The sequence below is a fragment of the Robertmurraya massiliosenegalensis JC6 genome, from assembly GCF_000311725.1.
GTDB classification, from domain to species: Bacteria; Bacillota; Bacilli; order Bacillales; family Cytobacillaceae; genus Robertmurraya; species Robertmurraya massiliosenegalensis.
Genome location: NZ_HE978516.1, coordinates 103118 through 119896 on the forward strand (window position 1 = coordinate 103118; position 16779 = coordinate 119896).

18 protein-coding genes are annotated in these 16779 nt (G+C 38.0%); 11 read left to right on the forward strand and 7 right to left on the reverse strand.

What is annotated here, in order from left to right; translation table 11 throughout:
- Positions 1-202 precede the first annotated feature (202 nt).
- Positions 203-2068: a transglycosylase domain-containing protein gene (locus BMSHG_RS19365; protein WP_019156126.1), complete on the forward strand. Its 1866-nt coding sequence runs from the start codon at positions 203-205 to the stop codon at positions 2066-2068.
- 53 nt (positions 2069-2121) lie between these two features.
- On the opposite strand, the gene BMSHG_RS19370 is transcribed toward BMSHG_RS19365, so the two are convergent.
- Complete coding sequence (locus BMSHG_RS19370; RefSeq protein WP_019156127.1) at positions 2122-3297, reverse strand: TIGR04053 family radical SAM/SPASM domain-containing protein; 1176 nt, start codon at positions 3295-3297, stop codon at positions 2122-2124.
- Between the two features lie 140 nt (positions 3298-3437).
- Entirely contained in the window at positions 3438-3995 is a 558-nt protein-coding gene (locus tag BMSHG_RS19375; protein ID WP_019156128.1) for a DUF5366 family protein, read from the reverse strand.
- A gap of 162 nt (positions 3996-4157) precedes the next feature.
- Between BMSHG_RS19375 and BMSHG_RS19380 the strand changes: the two genes are divergently transcribed.
- The gene (locus BMSHG_RS19380) at positions 4158-4439 is read left to right on the forward strand and encodes a toxin-antitoxin system YwqK family antitoxin (RefSeq protein ID WP_019156129.1); all 282 of its coding nucleotides are present in this window, start codon (positions 4158-4160) and stop codon (positions 4437-4439) included.
- A 55-nt stretch (positions 4440-4494) separates the two neighbouring features.
- On the opposite strand, the gene BMSHG_RS19385 is transcribed toward BMSHG_RS19380, so the two are convergent.
- On the reverse strand, positions 4495-4713 hold the full coding sequence (locus tag BMSHG_RS19385; RefSeq protein WP_019156130.1) for a hypothetical protein: 219 nt from the start codon (positions 4711-4713) through the stop codon (positions 4495-4497).
- Between the two features lie 571 nt (positions 4714-5284).
- Here BMSHG_RS19385 and BMSHG_RS19390 point away from each other — a divergent pair.
- From BMSHG_RS19390 to BMSHG_RS19425, 8 genes are all read left to right on the forward strand, one after another.
- Positions 5285-7693 (forward strand): Na+/H+ antiporter subunit A, encoded by a 2409-nt coding sequence (locus tag BMSHG_RS19390; protein ID WP_019156131.1) that lies wholly within the window; start codon positions 5285-5287, stop codon positions 7691-7693.
- The gene (locus BMSHG_RS19395; RefSeq protein ID WP_019156132.1) at positions 7690-8115 is read left to right on the forward strand and encodes a Na(+)/H(+) antiporter subunit B; all 426 of its coding nucleotides are present in this window, start codon (positions 7690-7692) and stop codon (positions 8113-8115) included. Before BMSHG_RS19390 ends, BMSHG_RS19395 begins: the two co-directional genes overlap by 4 nt.
- Entirely contained in the window at positions 8115-8456 is a 342-nt protein-coding gene (locus BMSHG_RS19400; protein WP_019156133.1) for a Na(+)/H(+) antiporter subunit C, read from the forward strand. Before BMSHG_RS19395 ends, BMSHG_RS19400 begins: the two co-directional genes overlap by 1 nt.
- Complete coding sequence (locus tag BMSHG_RS19405) at positions 8449-9930, forward strand: Na+/H+ antiporter subunit D (RefSeq protein WP_019156134.1); 1482 nt, start codon at positions 8449-8451, stop codon at positions 9928-9930. The genes BMSHG_RS19400 and BMSHG_RS19405 overlap by 8 nt, the downstream gene beginning before the upstream one ends.
- Positions 9931-9935: 5 nt before the next feature.
- Positions 9936-10412 (forward strand): Na+/H+ antiporter subunit E, encoded by a 477-nt coding sequence (locus BMSHG_RS19410; RefSeq protein WP_019156135.1) that lies wholly within the window; start codon positions 9936-9938, stop codon positions 10410-10412.
- Positions 10412-10696: a Na(+)/H(+) antiporter subunit F1 gene (locus BMSHG_RS19415; RefSeq protein WP_019156136.1), complete on the forward strand. Its 285-nt coding sequence runs from the start codon at positions 10412-10414 to the stop codon at positions 10694-10696. The genes BMSHG_RS19410 and BMSHG_RS19415 overlap by 1 nt, the downstream gene beginning before the upstream one ends.
- Entirely contained in the window at positions 10680-11045 is a 366-nt protein-coding gene (gene mnhG, locus BMSHG_RS19420; RefSeq protein WP_019156137.1) for a monovalent cation/H(+) antiporter subunit G, read from the forward strand. The genes BMSHG_RS19415 and mnhG overlap by 17 nt, the downstream gene beginning before the upstream one ends.
- A gap of 229 nt (positions 11046-11274) precedes the next feature.
- Positions 11275-12420: an FAD-dependent oxidoreductase gene (locus BMSHG_RS19425; protein ID WP_019156138.1), complete on the forward strand. Its 1146-nt coding sequence runs from the start codon at positions 11275-11277 to the stop codon at positions 12418-12420.
- A 13-nt stretch (positions 12421-12433) separates the two neighbouring features.
- Here the strand turns inward: BMSHG_RS19425 and BMSHG_RS19430 are convergent, their stop codons facing one another.
- Both BMSHG_RS19430 and BMSHG_RS19435 read right to left on the reverse strand, forming a co-directional pair.
- On the reverse strand, positions 12434-12817 hold the full coding sequence (locus tag BMSHG_RS19430) for a PaaI family thioesterase (protein WP_019156139.1): 384 nt from the start codon (positions 12815-12817) through the stop codon (positions 12434-12436).
- A 23-nt stretch (positions 12818-12840) separates the two neighbouring features.
- A complete protein-coding gene (locus BMSHG_RS19435) occupies positions 12841-13446 on the reverse strand; it encodes a DedA family protein (RefSeq protein WP_019156140.1) in 606 nt (201 codons plus the stop codon).
- A 238-nt stretch (positions 13447-13684) separates the two neighbouring features.
- On the opposite strand from BMSHG_RS19435, the gene BMSHG_RS19440 reads away from it, so the two are divergent.
- The gene (locus BMSHG_RS19440) at positions 13685-14092 is read left to right on the forward strand and encodes a hypothetical protein (RefSeq protein WP_019156141.1); all 408 of its coding nucleotides are present in this window, start codon (positions 13685-13687) and stop codon (positions 14090-14092) included.
- A gap of 520 nt (positions 14093-14612) precedes the next feature.
- On the opposite strand, the gene BMSHG_RS19445 is transcribed toward BMSHG_RS19440, so the two are convergent.
- Complete coding sequence (locus tag BMSHG_RS19445; RefSeq protein WP_019156142.1) at positions 14613-14858, reverse strand: hypothetical protein; 246 nt, start codon at positions 14856-14858, stop codon at positions 14613-14615.
- Between the two features lie 199 nt (positions 14859-15057).
- A complete protein-coding gene (locus BMSHG_RS19450) occupies positions 15058-16371 on the reverse strand; it encodes a Na+/H+ antiporter family protein (protein ID WP_019156143.1) in 1314 nt (437 codons plus the stop codon).
- Between the last annotated feature and the right edge of the window lie 408 nt (positions 16372-16779).

The window sequence follows — 16779 nt, forward strand, 5'->3', positions numbered from 1 at the left end:
ACTATTATCTTTTTATTATATCATTTTTCAAACGCAGTTTTTTAACTTTTCTGTAAAAAGAAGACACTTTTCTAAAACTTTTCCTTTCTTACGATTCTTTCTTAGATTGTGAATTGGCGATAGATCACATATAATGATGTAGGTTCTAGAATTTGGAACTTTACGTTATAACTAAAAGCTTTGGAAAAGGAATGGGTCTGTCATGGGGCGTATGCTCACCGGCTATTTATTTATTATTTTATTCTTGCCTATTTTTATTATGTTTGTCATGCTCACTTCCACTGAAATGGGACAAATTCAGAGCTTCCATAGCTTTTTAGATGAGCGAATACATGTCGAACAAAAGAATCTCAATCAATCTAGTTTTATTCATGATAAACATGGACAGATCATCTCAGATATCTATAAACCGCTAAACCGAATCTATATAGACTTTGATAGCATTCCAGATTTCACGAAAAATTTATTCGTGCTTTCAGAGGATCAGCATTTCTATGAGCATCCTGGATTTGATTTAACAGCAATAGGAAGAGCTCTAGCTGTCAATATCCAAGCAAATGGGATTGAAGAAGGCGCTAGTACCATTACACAGCAGTTGGCCCGTAACTTATATTTAAATTATGAGCAGTCCTACAATCGGAAACTTAGTGAAGTACTGTACGCCTATCAGCTTGAACGAACTTTTTCTAAGAAAGAGATATTAGAACTTTATATAAATACAATCTACTTTCAAAATGGAGCTTATGGAATTGAGGCAGCTGCCAACACTTATTTTCAAAAGAAAGCTACGGAATTAACTCCTGCTGAACAAGCCTTTTTAGCAGCTATTCCGAACAATCCCTCACTCTACAACCCGATAAAACATTTTGAGCGAACGAAAGCTCGTCAAGAGAGATTAATAGATTTGATGAAAAAAGAGTCGATCATCACCAATGAGGAAGCGGTCGCCATGAAAGCGGAAGCGATCGACATTGATTTGCGAGGCAGAACTGACTTATACCCTGATTATGTCACGTATGTAGAAACTGAATTAAAAGAAATGATTTCACAAGCTGAAGGCTTTCACGATCAAATTGAGCATGCAAATCCTTCACAACAAGAAGAACTGACAAACAAGTTAAATCGCCGAGTTCAAGAAGTGTTGGCTTCAGGTGTCATTATTGAAACCGCATTAGATCCTACTATACAAAAAAGCGCCGTTCATGCAGTTAAGAAATATCTTCCTTATCAAGATATTGAGGGTTCTGTAACAGTCATTGATCATCAGACACATGAGATCATTGCTCTTATCGGTGGAAAGAATTATCAAAAATACGATTTTAATCGCGCTTATCAAGGTTACCGTCAGCCTGGATCAGCGATTAAGCCATTACTTGTTTACGGACCTTATATCAATCAGACAAATGCTTCGCTTGAGGAAAAAATAAGTGCTGATCATTTCTGTGTAAATGAGTATTGTCCACAAAACTATGGTGGTGGGACATATGGAATGGTGACGCTTGAACAAGCGATCACTCGCTCTTACAATACACCAGCTGTACGCATTTTAAATAAAACGGGACTTGACTATGCCTTTAATGACTTAAATAAATTTCAATTTAAAAGGGTGACCGAAGAGGATCAGCGCTTGCCATCAGCGATTGGTGGGTTCTCTTACGGGATGACCTCACTAGAGATGACAAACGCATTTACTATTTTTGGAAATGAAGGATTTTTTCAACCTGCCCGAGCCATTCGTAAGGTTACAGACTTGAATGGAAATCTCCTTTATCAATGGGATGACAATGCTGTTCACGTGTGGAATCCCTCCACTATTTCGAAAATGAGAACTGCTTTAAATAAGGTGGTTACGTCTGGAACAGGGAAAAAAGCTTATTTTCAAAGTTCGTATATTGGAGGTAAAACAGGGACTACGAATGATTATCATGATTTTTGGTTTATTGGACTAACCGATTCGATTACAGCAGGTGTCTGGATCGGAAAGGATACTCCCGCCAATATTAAATATGTGGAAGCAGTGGCACCACATCAGCGCATTTGGAAAGAGATTGTCTCAGGAATACAATAGGAGCGACAAAAAGAGGCTGGACCAAGATCAATTGGTACAACCTCTTTTTTTGATTATGCTTCTACTTTCTTCTTTTGATCTCGCATTGCCAAAGGTGTGTACACGCAATATGGTTCACTTTCTAAATAGTCACCCGTTACTGCATACGTTCTAGAACGTGACCCTCCACATACAAAGCGATACTCACAAACTCCGCATTTCCCTTTATATAAATCAGGATTACGAAGCTCTTTCAGAACTGGAGATTCACGGTAAATTTCCTTTAGTGGTTTCTCCCTAACATTCCCAACTTTAATCGGAAGGAGACCACTTGGAAGTACGTCACCAATATGGGAAATAAAGATGAACCCATTTCCATCATTAACCCCTTTAGGTGCACGTTTTAATCCATCAATCATGGAAGCGTGATCGGTTGTTATCGTATCTTCATAGCGGATATTTGCTCCATCAATTTTATGCTCTCTTGCCTTTTGTTGAAGGACCACTCTTCGATAATGTTGAGCAGCCGTTGTTTTAATATCAAAAGGTGCTGTTTTACTTAATTCATAAAGCCATCTAAATACCTTCTCATGCTCAGCTGGGGTAATACAGGCATCCTCCTGCCCTCTTCCCGTAGGAACAAGAAGGAAAATATACCACATAACGGCTTTAAGTTCTTTCACTACGTCCACCATTTGTTCAAGATGATCATAATTATAGCGAGAAATAACGGTATTGATTTGCAACGGCATATTGAGTTCATTTAAATATTTTATTTTCTCTATTGTCAGGTCAAAAGATCCTGGAGTTCCTCTAAAATGGTCATGGATTTCAGGAGTTGGACCATCTAAGCTGAATCCCCATCTTGAAAGGCCAACATTTTTCGCTCTCTCCATTTTTTCCTTAGTGACATTTGCTGTAGCACTCGGAGTCATAGAGACGCGCATTCCCTTATTCACTGCATATTCCGCTAGATCAAAAAGGTCCTCTCGCATCATACAATCTCCACCCGTAAATACGAGCATCGGATTATTCATTTCATAAATCTGATCAATCAGCTTGATTCCTTCTTCATGGGAAAGCTCATTTGGATGCGGCTTCGTTTGTGCATCAGCACGACAATGTACACATTTTAACTGACAAGCTCTTGTAACCTCCCAGATCGCAATAAACGGATTTTCATTATAATCTATCGATTTCCCCATATGCGGGTGTTGTCCCATTCCATGTGGATGTCCTTTTCCATGCATACTATCACCTGATTTCCTTATGTTTTTTATACTTTTTATTTAATTATAACGATTATAAATAGGTGCATCAGTTACTTTTGTCACACCTTTTTGAAGGTACAAAAAAAAGAATGCCCACTTCCGATGAGCATCCTTCGTTCTTAAATTGGCAAGCTTGCCATTATGCTGTTGTATACTTTCAAAGCAATATATATGACCCCACTCAAAATGGAGGACCAAACAACTACTTGAAAGAATATTACTCCGACCGTACCTATGAAGGACATCGAGGAACTGATTTTATAGACAAAATAAATAAAGTAGGCAATCGTTGTACCTGCAAAAATGATTCCAATGCCGAGGAAGCTATACAAACTTAAAAGTGATAGGGCTCCGCCTATAAAATAGATAGTAGAACCCGCCCGTATTTGTTTTAAACTGTCACCGTCTGATTCTTTTGAGAAAAAAAGGAGGGAAAGCTCATTAATCGTATTTGCGATTAACTTAAGGGCTGCAAACACCATAAAAAATAGTACAAGAAGTAAAACAAGCAGGGCTAATTGAATCCCACCATCTGAAAAAAATTCCTTCATCCCCTCATATATTCCTGCTTTTTTTAATAAGTCGATTACGGTCAATTCGACTCGAATAGCGATAGCTAAACTAAATAAAAGAATTGCTAATAGTGGAAAATAGCTAGTAAAATATGTATTTTTCATTATATTTCTCCAAAAGTGCCTGATAGAATGAACTGCTTCTATAGTATAGTTCGATTCATGCCATTTCTTCAACTAAAGAATTGCGTTTTAAAGTCACTATTATGATTTCGGTCATCTTAACATGTACAATAGAGAAATGAGTGAAATAATGGGAGGCAAGCCATGAAAAACGAAAATTGTGACATGATCCAAACAAATATTGTTAAGGAAAAGAAACTAGAAGTGATTGATGGGTATACAATTAAGTATCACGCTAATGGAAAAACGATTTGGTCGAAGGGAAAAATGATTGGAGATCAGCCAGAGGGCTATTGGGAATGGTATCGTGCCGATGGAACTATAAAACGCTCAGGGTATTTTGAGATGGGAGAACCCGTAGGTGAATGGATCACTTACGATAACAAAGGTCAAAAATATAAAACGACCAACCGTGATAAAAAATAAGGATTAAAACTAAAGCTCAGAGATTTATGAACTCTGAGCTTTCTCGTTTCAATTTTCATAACTCTTCAATACGAACATATTCTCGTGCTTTGAATACTTCATATTTCCTCGGCATACTGAATGGATTGGAAATCGGCATAATTTCCACTACTTCATCATCCCCATCTGCCAATTCTGGATCATAAAATTCTCTTGAATTTTGATGATCCCATAACCATGCTAATGAAAATAAGAGGATAAAAATTGAAATGGATGCGATTATTTTCCTTTTCATAGCACACCCCCATCTACTAAGTAGTGTGCGAAAAAAAAACATTTTTTATACATGAGAGTCGAATTCACAATGTACGAAGGAAAAGTAAAAAACGAACATTTTTAGCGGTTTTCATTCACGAATTCACTTTGTTCGTTTTTTAACTAGATGAGCACCATTCTGAAATTGATTCATGAATATATTTTGTGCACTATTTTCTCGTTGAAGAGAAGCATTTTTCCCATAAAAACATTTGAAAATGAAAAAAATTTTATATCAAATTTACGCATTTCTTCCTATTTATAATAAAAAGCATAATCCTTTAGCCACAAGCTATTGAGACATGCACCGCTACATGTTTTCATGTATAATTTTATTTGTGCATTAAAAAGCAAACGAAATCATTTTGTTTTTTCAGTGGCACTGTATCCAAAATGAAACGATACACTTCTTTTATGTTGAAGTAAAAATAGAGTAGAATTTTGCAGACATAAATGGGGAAACATGGATAGAGTATTACCTTATTTTCCAAATTTAAAACAGATTATTTTAACATTATCATGTGGATACGATTTATTGAGGGGGGTTTGTTTTGTCATTATTGCATTTAGCCATTATTGCTCCATTAATTCTTGCTATATTGGTTCCTTTTTTCTATAAAAGCTTCCGCCAGATACATACTGGATGGTTTGTTCTACCAATTCCAATTCTTTTATTTGCTTACTTCTTTTCCTTCATATCACTCACGAGAGAAAAAGAAGTTGTGATGAAAACCTTGGATTGGATCCCATCACTTGGGATCAACTTCACAGCCAAGGTCGATGGGCTTGGACTATTATTTGCCTTGCTTATAACAGGGATTGGCGCACTTGTTGTCCTCTACTCTATTTATTATTTATCAAAAGAAAAAGAAAAGCTGCATAACTTCTATGTCTATTTATTGCTTTTTATGGGCGCAATGCTCGGAGTCGTTTTATCTGACAATTTAATTGTCATGTATGCATTTTGGGAGTTAACAAGTTTTTCATCCTTTTTATTAATCGGGTATTGGTATCATCGGGAAAAATCCCGTTATGGTGCACAAAAATCAATGCTCATAACAGTTTTCGGTGGTCTTTCTATGCTCGGAGGTATTATTTTGTTATACCTCATGACAGGTAGCTTTAGTATTACAGAAATCATTACACAATCAAACGTGATTTTAGCGCACCCATTGTTTATTCCTGCGTTAATTTGTGTATTGTTAGGGGCTTTTACGAAATCTGCACAATTCCCATTCCATATTTGGCTACCAGATGCCATGGAAGCTCCGACTCCGGTAAGTGCTTACTTACACTCCGCAACGATGGTAAAAGCAGGAATTTATTTAGTTGCAAGATTAACACCTGTATTTGCTGTTGACGGGTTGTGGTTATGGCTAGTAGCTGGGTTTGGGATATTCACATTATTCTGGGGTTCCTTCTCAGCTGTTAAACAAACGGATTTAAAAAGTATTCTTGCTTTTTCAACCGTCAGTCAATTGGGATTAATCATGTCCCTTCTTGGAGTAGGTGCAGCCTCCCTTCATTACGATGGATTGGACGATAATATTTATATTGTTGCTACAACGGCTGCTATTTTCCATTTAATTAACCACGCAACCTTTAAAGGAAGCTTGTTTATGGTTGTCGGAATAGTTGACCACGAAACAGGGACAAGAGATATTCGCAAACTTGGTGGATTAATTAACTTTATGCCAATCACCTTTACACTTGCAATGATCGGAGCATTTTCCATGGCCGGATTACCACCATTTAACGGATTCTTAAGTAAAGAAATGTTCTTTACAGGAATGCTTCGTGTGCTGGAAATGGATTTCTTTAGTTTTGATACATTTGCCATCCTTTTCCCAGTCCTTGCTTGGATAGCAAGTGTGTTCACATTCATTTATAGTATGATTCTTGTTTTCAAAACGTTTACAGGAAAATATCAACCAGAGAAATTGGACAAGAAGCCACATGAAGCACCATTAGGAATGCTCATTTCACCGATTATTCTTGTTTCATTAGTGATCATCATTTTCTTTTTTCCAAATTCCCTGTTATCAGAAAATCTTATTGCACCAGCGCTTGTTTCCATTCTTCCAAGTTTAGTAACAGAGGGAACCGAGTTTATCGTTCATATTTATCAATGGCATGGTTTTAATCCTGAACTATTTATGACGTTGGGAGTAATAGCGGTTGGAATTCTTCTCTACTTAACGCTTCCAAAATGGAGAAGAATATATGACCTATTCCCTAAGAAATTGACATTAAATCGTTTTTACGATGGCGCTGTCGAAAGAGCACAAACAGGCTCCTATAAATTCACAAAATCATATATGAATGGATCTATCCGTTCTTACTTAGTCTATATTTTCACATTCTTCATTGTCATTTTGGCAACATCTCTGTTTTACAAAAATGCCTTTAAAGTCGATACGAACAAGCTTGCTGCCATTGGCATTTACGAAGTATTGCTTGCCCTACTTATTGTTATTGCGGCAGCCAGCATTTTATTTGCTAAAACAAGATTGTCACAAATTATTTTACTAGGAGCTGTCGGTTACACGGTTTCGCTCTTTTACGTCCTATTTAGAGCACCAGATCTTGCCTTAACACAATTAGTCATCGAAACCGTATCAGTTGCCTTATTTTTAGTATGCTTCTACCACTTACCAAAACTGCGTCGGGAAGAAACGCGTATTCGCTTTAAACTGACCAATGCTGTCGTATCCGTCGGAGTTGGCGTTGTGGTTACGTTGATCGCTTTATCCGCACATAGTAATAAATTTTTCCCTTCGATTTCTCAATACTATATTGAAAATACGTACGAGAAAGCTGCTGGGAAAAACATGGTCAACGTTATTCTCGTTGACTTCCGTGGATTTGATACTTTATTTGAAATTGCTGTTCTTGCGATAGCAGCGTTAGGAATTTTTGGCATGATTAAACTTCGACTTGCAAGGAGGGAAGAGGAATGAGAACCCATAATAATGTTATTCTCGAAACAATGATTCGACTTGTTCTCTTTATTATCATCCTCTTCTCTGTGTATATCTTTTTCGCAGGACATTATTACCCTGGTGGAGGTTTTATCGGTGGTTTAATGACAGCAGGAGCGATCGTGCTTATGCTCATCGCTTACGACATCAAAACGGTATCGATTATATTACCGTTTAATTACCGAATCATGACAGGAATAGGCTTATTATTTGCCATTGGAACAAGTGCAGGAGCGATATTTTTTAATGTCCCGTTTTTAACTCATGCATTTGGGCATATTGTTTTACCAGTACTCGGGGATATATCGCTTCATACTGCTACACTCTTTGACTTAGGTGTTTATTTAGTAGTTGTAGGAGTTACGATGACCATTATTCAAACGATAGGAGAGGATGAATAGTGGAGATACTAATGTCGATTGTTATAGGCATTCTCTTTATGATTGCCACTTATTTAATGCTTTCAAAAAGTTTATTGCGAATTATTGTTGGTACGGGGCTACTCAGCCACGGAGCACATTTATTAATTTTAACGATGGGTGGTTTGAAAAGAGGTGCACCACCTCTTTTAGGAGAAAATGCAGCAGACTACACTGACCCGCTACCTCAAGCACTCATCTTAACAGCCATTGTCATTAGCTTTGGGGTTACGGCCTTTTTCCTAGTACTAGCATATAGGGCATATAAAGAACTAGGTACAGATAATATTGAACAGATGAGAGGAACCGAAGGAAATGAATAATTTAGTCATCTTGCCGATACTCATCCCATTGTTAACGGCAGCCGTTTTAATTTTATTCCATAAGAAAATCAAGATGCAAAGATGGATTTCTGCCCTTTCCTCTATTGTAACGATCTTCGCTGCCGTAGCATTGGTTCAAAATGTACATAAAAATGGGATTCAAACACTTAACATTGCTAGCTGGGAAGCTCCATTTGGAATTAGCCTTGTTTCTGATATGTTCTCAGCTTTACTTGTTTTGACTACGAGCATCATAGCTTTTACTTGTCTGATCTATTCCTTTAAGTCGATCGGAAAAGAACGAGAAAACTATTACTATTATCCCGTTTTCAACTTTTTAATTGTAGGAGTAAACGGGGCCTTTTCAACAGGTGATATTTTCAACCTCTTTGTATTCTTTGAAGTGATGCTCATGTCTTCCTATGTACTATTAGTTCTAGGTGGAACAAAAATTCAGTTAAGAGAATCGATAAAATATTTGCTCGTAAATATTATTTCATCTGCTTTGTTTGTTATTGCCGTTGCCTACCTTTATTCCATGGTTGGAACATTAAATATGGCTCATATCTCAGCTCGCGTATCTGAAATTGGACAACCAGCTATATTATCCGTGATTGCAGTACTTCTGTTAATCGTATTTGGATTAAAAGGAGCAATCTTCCCACTTTATTTCTGGATGCCAGGTTCTTACTATGCGCCACCAGCGCCTGTTCTAGCATTGTTCGGAGCATTGTTAACAAAAGTAGGAGTATACTCAATCACAAGAACATTTACATTATTTTTCTATCATGATGTAGGCTTTACGCATCAGCTCTTGCAGGTATTAGCGATTTTAACGATTATTATTGGCGTGATTGGGGCCATTGCCTATTGGGATGTTAAAAAAATCATTATCTATAACATCGTTGTCGCAGTAGGAGTCATTTTATATGGAATTTCCGTAATGAACATCAACGCCTTTACGGGCTCAATCTACTATTTAATTCACGACATGATTATTAAAGCAGGCCTTTTCCTACTTGCAGGAATCGTCATTGCGATTACGGGAACAAGTAATCTTCGCAATATGAGCGGTCTCATCAAGCGCTATCCTGGACTTGGCTGGACGTTCTTTATTGCAGCGCTTGCGCTTGCTGGAATCCCACCTTTAAGTGGATTCATCGGAAAAGTACTGATTGTCCAAGGTGGATTCGAAGGAGAAAGTTATTTCGGTGCTGCAGTTGTTTTACTCTCCAGCTTACTCGTTTTGTTCTCGATCATGAAAATATTTATAAACGGCTTTTGGGGAGAAGACCGGAGCTATGCGAACGAGGAAAAAGCACCTGTTAAATGGTTGCTCATTTCTCCAATCATTCTGGTTATACTTTCAGCAGTGTACGGTATCGGTACAGAAGCCATTTTACCGTATATTTCTCAGGCAGCAGAGACGTTAGCAAATCCAAGTCTGTATATTGATGCTGTCTTAAAGGAGTGATGGGAATGGCCTTTCAAATACTACTAAATGTATTTCTAGCCTTCATGTGGATGTTTATAAAAGTTTCATTTGATGTTTCCAGTTTCATAAAAGGTTATTTCTTTGGAATCATCATTCTATTTGTGTTAAGACGATTTTTTAGTTCCCGCTTTTATTTAGCGAGAGTATATGCTTTCATCAAGCTGTTGCTCATCTTCTTAAAAGAGCTATTGCTATCAAACCTTGCTGTCCTTAAAGTGATTCTGAAGCCTAAGCTTGATATGCAACCGGGTATTTTTGCTTACAATACAGTATTGACAAAGGATTGGCAAATTACCTTGCTTTCCAACTTGATTACGCTAACGCCAGGTACACTCGTCATAGATGTATCAGATGATAATCAAACATTGTACATTCATGCAATGGATATTGATGATGTAGACGAAGCAGTGAATAGCATTAAGAATACATTTGAAAAAGCGATTTTGGAGGTGAGCCAATAATGTTAGATACGGTTATTCATATTGCCCTATTTTGCTTGGCTCTCTCCATGATTGGTCTCATCTATCGAGTGATCAAAGGCCCATCCATTCCGGACAGAGTCATCGCTCTTGATGCGATTGGTATTAATTTAATTGCCATCATCGCACTTATCTCCATCGTTCTAAAGACGAATGCCTTCTTGGAGGTAATCCTTTTGCTTGGTATTCTCGCTTTTATCGGGACGGTTGCTTTTTCAAAGTATTTAGAGAAGGGGGTTATTTTCGAACGTGAACGAGATCGCTAATTATTTCATCGCCTTCTTTATCTTAGCCGGAGCATTTCTCAGTATGGCTGCAACGCTAGGTGTCATTAGACTTCCTGATGTATATACCCGAAATCACGCTGCTTCTAAAGCAGCGACATTAGGAGTCATGTCCATTTTATTTGGTACCTTTCTCTATTTTTACTTTTTAGAAGGGCATTTCAATTCACGTCTTATCCTTGGAATTGCCTTCGTGTTCATGACCTCCCCAGTTGCTGGTCATCTTATTAGTAGAGCTGCGTATCATACTGGTGTAGAAATGACAGATCGAAGCGTCCATGATGCCTTGAAAAATGCAAAGCATATGACTGCTTCTAAAGACACAGAATAAATGTTTTTGCTTGCTAAAAAGACGTACACCCAAAATTTGGGCGTACGTCTTTTTCTGTACTTACATTAAGCATCCAAGGCAATGTTAGGAGAGACTTATCTAGAGTGTTTTTGTGACAAGAAATCAACGTTTCCCTTACGATGGCAAAAGTTCAAAAATTATCCATACCTATCCCTTTAAACGGTAGCTTATAGTAAGGATGAGCTTATTTCATGAGGAGGTGCTTTACATGAAGAATTTGATTTCCATTATCGGAGGAGGAATTAGTGGGTTAAGCACAGCCATCGCCTTAAAAAACCAAGGGTTTAAAGTGAAAATTTATGAAAAGGACGACCTTTTTAGCTCATTAGACTCAGGAGTTGTGTTAGGTGCAAACGCCATTCAAGCACTGACTGAATTAGGTGTAAAAGAAGAGGTTATGAAACATGGATTTTCAACAGATAGATGCACGATTTTATCTGAGACAGGAAAAGAACTCACCGAACTCTATCATCATTCCAATGACTACCCCACTTATACATCTATACACCGACATGATTTTATTCGTATTCTTTCAAAACATATTCAACTAGATGAGATATCCTTTCATGAAAATTTGACCGACTTTATGTATAGCCCTGATGGGATTGAACTATATTTTGAAAATGGCAAACAAGTGGCAACTAAATATATGATTGGTAGTGACGGGCTCCACTCTAACATCCGCCATCAAATCGAGCCAATGAAAAAGTTGCGTTTTGCTGGATATACATGCTGGAGAGGGATTGTTCATGATTGCCCTGACCATTTTGAGAAAAGATTTACTGAGACTTGGGGAGCAAAGGGACGGTTTGGCATTATTCCCTTATCAGGAAATCAATTATATTGGTATGCATTAAAGAATTGCACACGAAATGATCCAGAGCTCTCATCCTGGACAACAAAGGAACTACTTCATAATTTTTCAACTTATCATGATCCGATCCCTCAGTTAATCGAGCGAACATCAGACCAAGATATCTTACATCATGATATTTACGACCTTGCTCCCTTGACTCAATTTACATATGAGCATGTCATCTTAATAGGGGATGCGGCACATGCGGCAACACCTGATCTAGGTCAAGGGGCTTGTCAAGCCATTGAAGATGCCTATTATTTAAGCAAAAGCTTAGAGAGTGAAAACAGTTTACAAAAAGCATTCAAGAAGTTTGAAGAGAGACGTATTGCACGAACCCGTAAAATTACACATCATTCACGGATACTCGGAAAGGTAGCTCAAATCGATAATCCGATTCTTTGTTCTATCCGCAATAAAATGTTAAGTATAACCCCTTCTGCTATTCATGAACAAAAACTAAGAAGTGTCTTTACACTAGAAGAAATAAGAAGGTAAAAGCAGCTTAGCTTTACCTTCTTTTAATGACAGCCATTGTACACCGAGAAACACAAATTAATCGCTCCTCTTCATCGGTGATTTTAATATCCCAAACCATAGTCGTCTTCCCTTGGTGTAAAACAGTTCCTGTTGCCGTCACGATTCCATCCTTTTTCCCTTTTACATGATTTGCATTGATTTCTAGACCGACAACAACTTCTGTTGATTGATCTACAAGCTCGTATGCCCCAACCGATGCGACTGTTTCCGCTAATGCGACAGATGCACCTCCATGTAATAATCCCCAAGGTTGACGAGTGCGATCATCTACTGGCATCGTTGCCACCACTAATCCCTTTTCAACTTTAACCATTTCAATTCCTAACGTATGAATGAGCGTTTTCGTAATATCCATTCTTTTCCTCCATTATGTTTAGATCATGTCATCGACTTAATTTTTCGCTTTCTTTTTCTTTGAATCAGCTTAAAAATAAAATAAGCAGCTACAAGAAAAGCTCCAAAGAATAGAATCTCTGTCTCCATCTGAAAAATTCTCTCGCGATGATCCCCAAACCAATATCCTAAACTGAACATGATCGATAACCATGCGAGTGCACCTGTATAAGCAAATAACAGGAATGTTTTAAAAGGTAGTTTACTAACTCCATATAGGAATGGAACAAAATTTCTTAAACCAGGGATAAAATAGCTAAAAGTTAAGGAGTAGGAATGATATTTATTCATAACATTTATGGATCTTTCTATGACCTTAGCAAAGCGTTTTCTTTTTTTGAAAAAGGGCAGTAATGGTCCACCGACAAAGCGCCCAAGCAAATAAGCAGTCGTTAAACCAGCAATAATTCCTCCGTATGTAACAAAAAAAGTTGCTACTGGATTTAAAACTACTTGTGAGGCAGCTATTCCAATCGTCATAACAATCAATTCATTCGGCAGTGGTGCACCAAACACACCTAACCAAAGCCATAGAAAAAGCCCTATATATCCACTACTTTCAATGAGGTCCAATACAAACTCAAGTTCCATATCATGTACGCCTCTTTTCATTACCTAATAGGGCATTCATAACCATATACTTTCGGGCTTTTCCCAAACTCACACGAAACGATATGATTATAAAAATTATACCAATTATATGTTTAAACGTCTGTTATTTTGCCCTTAATCGCTTAAAACAATGAAAAGAATGGAAGTAATGGCATGAGAGAGGCTGTTATGTCATATACATGGAGGAGATATTCCAAAATGGAAAGGGGATGAGCGAATGCATCCATATCAATATTTCCCACCATATCGACACTACCATCCTCCTCCCCAGAAATTATATGTACCTTATACACCACCCATTCATTTTAGACCATATATAAGGAGTCAACCGTTTCCAACCGTAAACCCTGATATGTTTATGAGTTCTGCTCAGCATATGCAAACTTTAATGAAAGATGCGAGTCTCGTATTAGGAAAAATGGCTAACTCTCATCAATTCTCATTGGATTTAATGACGGCCGCCCAAAAATCTGATAAGGAAAAGGTAAACCAGATGTTAAAGAATACAGGCATACAAACAACACCGGATGTAAGCTATTCTCCTGATGGGTTGAAGCTCGATTTCAAAACAGTAGTCGATCATATTGATTGCTGCCACCTTAACTTATCATTGAGATGGATGTAGAGCATAACAAACAATATTGAGGCTGGGTCAAAAAGTCGGTGATAACGACTTTTTGATTCTAGTTTGGAGTGTATACATTCCCTCGCAGTTGGAGTATCGGTATGAAAAAATAACAGGAAAATTTCCGCTTAATGAGCAAGCGTCATGAAAAAGAGCAGAAATAACAGGAGAAATTCCTGCTATTCCCTCAAAAAATGCCAAAATAAACGATTTTGCCCTCCATAAGCGGAAAATCTTCCGTTATTTCCCCTAAAAGGGACTCCTTTGAAGATATAACAGGAAAATTTCCGCTTAAGGATGAGAGATGGTTGGAGCATAATAGGATCATATAGTAAAAATTTTGACAAAGCGGAAATCGATGCGGATTCTTGAAGGCTCATTTGCGTTTCACTCGATTTTTTTGTACGAGGAAAATCGAAGGTCTTGCGTTAAGACAAAAATAGAGAAAGATGAATTTGAGTACCCTCAGGATTCACCTTTCTCATGATTCGAAGCTAGTTATGCCCCAACCTCAGAGTTCTTAATAAAATGGCTGCTGGCCATAGGCGCCATAGCCACCGCCGTAACCACCATAAGGACCACCAAATCCCCCACCATAACCAAATGGAGCAATCGGAACGGGATACGGATATGGTCTAGGGCGAGGATAGAAAGCTCCACCAATCAATCCTCCTGCTAAGCCTCCTAATAAACCTCCGACAAACGGAGCTCCAAAAAAGAAAAATCTTTGATCATGCGGGACTGGATTTCTATAATAACGATACACTCGACTCCCTCCTTCAAATTACAACTTCCTACACTACTTCATATGCAGATGTCCCCTATGAAGAGTGGGCTTTAGGATAATTAACCAGTAGATTACCTAGAAAATGAAGGAAGCCCTAACAACACAACTGAATAATAAAATGCGAGTAAGCGAATCTGAAGTGCAACTCCCAGTTTGATAGGGAACTACACTTTTATTTTTAAAGAACCATTGCCGCAATCCAGCCAAATATAATCAAGGGAATATTATAATGTAGGAAGGTCGGAACACAAGTATCCCAAATATGATTATGTCCACCATCTACATTTAATCCGGCAGTTGGACCTAATGTGCTATCAGAAGCTGGTGATCCTGCATCACCTAATGCAGCGGCTGTCCCAACTAACGCAATCGTGGCTATCGGACTAAATCCTAATTCCATTGCAAGCGGAACAAAAATCGTTGCAATGATCGGAATCGTGGAAAAGGATGAACCGATCCCCATTGTAACGAGTAATCCAACGACTAACATTAGGAGTGCTGCCAATGACTGACTTCCACCTATTAATCGGGCTGCTTGCTGGACAAGAGAATCAACATGTCCTGTTTCCTTCAAAACCTCTGCGAAACCGAACGCTGAAAGCATAACAAAGCCGATAAATGCCATCATTTTCATACCCTCTGTTAAGAGCTCGTCGGCTTCCTTCCACTTTATCGAACCACTTACATATAAGATAAGAATCCCTGCTAAAGCGCCAAAGATCATTGAATCGAGGAGCAACTGAACCACTAATGCCCCTACTATTGAAATAAGCGCAAACACAATCCCACGCTTTGACCGGGTACCCTGCTCGAGTGCTTCCATCTCTTTCGTTTCATATCCCCTATCCTTGCGATATGAAACAAATATTGCGAAAAGCAATCCTGCTACGAGCCCGGCTGTCGGGATTAACATAGCTATTGGAATATCACTTGAATTTACCACCATGCCACTGTCTGCCATATTGGTAGCAATGATATCTTGAAAAATTTTCCCGAACCCAACAGGAAGTAATATATATGGTGCTGTTAATCCAAAAGTTAACACGGAAGCAATCAATCTTCTATCTATTTTTAACTCATTCATTAATTTTAAGAGAGATGGAATAAGAATCGGAATAAAAGCGATATGAATTGGAATAAGATTTTGTGACAAACAAGCCATTGCTAAAATCGCCACAACAATCAACGCTTTTGAATATTTTTTTCTAGTAGAATCACCATTTTTATGGACGATTCCTAACACTCCCTCGACCAATAAATTAGGAAGTCCTGTTTTCGAAAGTGCAATGGCGAAACCACCTAACAGTGCATAGCTAAGTGCTACTTCTGCACTACCGCCAAGTCCGCCAGAAAAGACTTCAATTGTTTCATTTAAAGTCAATCCTCCTGTTACGCCACCAACGAGCCCTCCGATAATGAGCGCCAAGACAACGTTGACTCTTACTAAACTTAAAATTAACATGACTAGAACTGCTACCACTACCGCATTCATTCTATGTTCCCCTCTCGATGCTTTAGTTTGCTAAATTGGTAGAGAATTAAAATACATGTTTTAAAATAGCATAGTAGATTGTTTGTGTCAATTTTTTCGCAAAAAAACCCAAGTGGAAATTTCCCTTGGATAGATTGTCGACAAAAAATAACAAGCTGACCCCCATTCACACAGCTTGCATTAAATGCTAGTTTAATTATGTGCAAAGATAATTATATAAGAATGTATAATTATCGATATTACATAACATGATTCCCGTGGCTTTATAAAGAAAGTTTGTTTCATAAAGAGTCCATGTGACACGATTCTCGTGGTTTTATTGAGAAAATATGTTTCATGACTGGTCCATGTGACATGATTCCCGTGGCTTTATTGAGAAAGTTTGTCTCATGAAGAGTCCATGTGACA